The 322-nt window shown below is 56.2% G+C and carries 1 protein-coding gene; it reads left to right on the top strand.

Going from position 1 to position 322, the window contains the following annotated elements:
• Nucleotides 1-82: 82 nt before the first annotated feature.
• A partial coding sequence (locus KVT32_RS29390; RefSeq protein ID WP_217619352.1) for a response regulator occupies nt 83-322 on the top strand: 240 nt, incomplete at its 3' end.

The raw sequence follows: 322 nt of genomic DNA, 5'->3' as shown, positions 1-322 counted from the left end.
TAAATTGCTGATTGAAAGTGGATGAATGCGTACATCGTGAGCGGCTATTTTTCCGCGCCGTAGCGATTTCATGGGACATGCGATGAAACTGCTGGTCGTTGAAGACGAGAACAAGACGGCGGATTACGTCCGCCAAGGTCTCATGGAGGCGGGATTCGTCGTGGATCTGGCGCGCAACGGATTGGACGGACACCACCTGGCCATGGGCGAGACATACGATCTGGTGGTCTTGGATGTCATGCTGCCGGATGACGATGGCTGGCGCATCGTGCGTGCCCTTCGAGATGCCGGTAAACAGGTCCCTGTGCTCTTTCTGACGGCG

Origin of the sequence: Achromobacter sp. GbtcB20, assembly GCF_019091095.1 — a bacterium.
GTDB classification, from domain to species: domain Bacteria; phylum Pseudomonadota; class Gammaproteobacteria; order Burkholderiales; family Burkholderiaceae_B; genus Achromobacter; species Achromobacter mucicolens.
The sequence above is the reverse complement of the archived record's forward strand: the minus strand, read 5'-3'. Positions and strand labels throughout refer to the sequence as shown.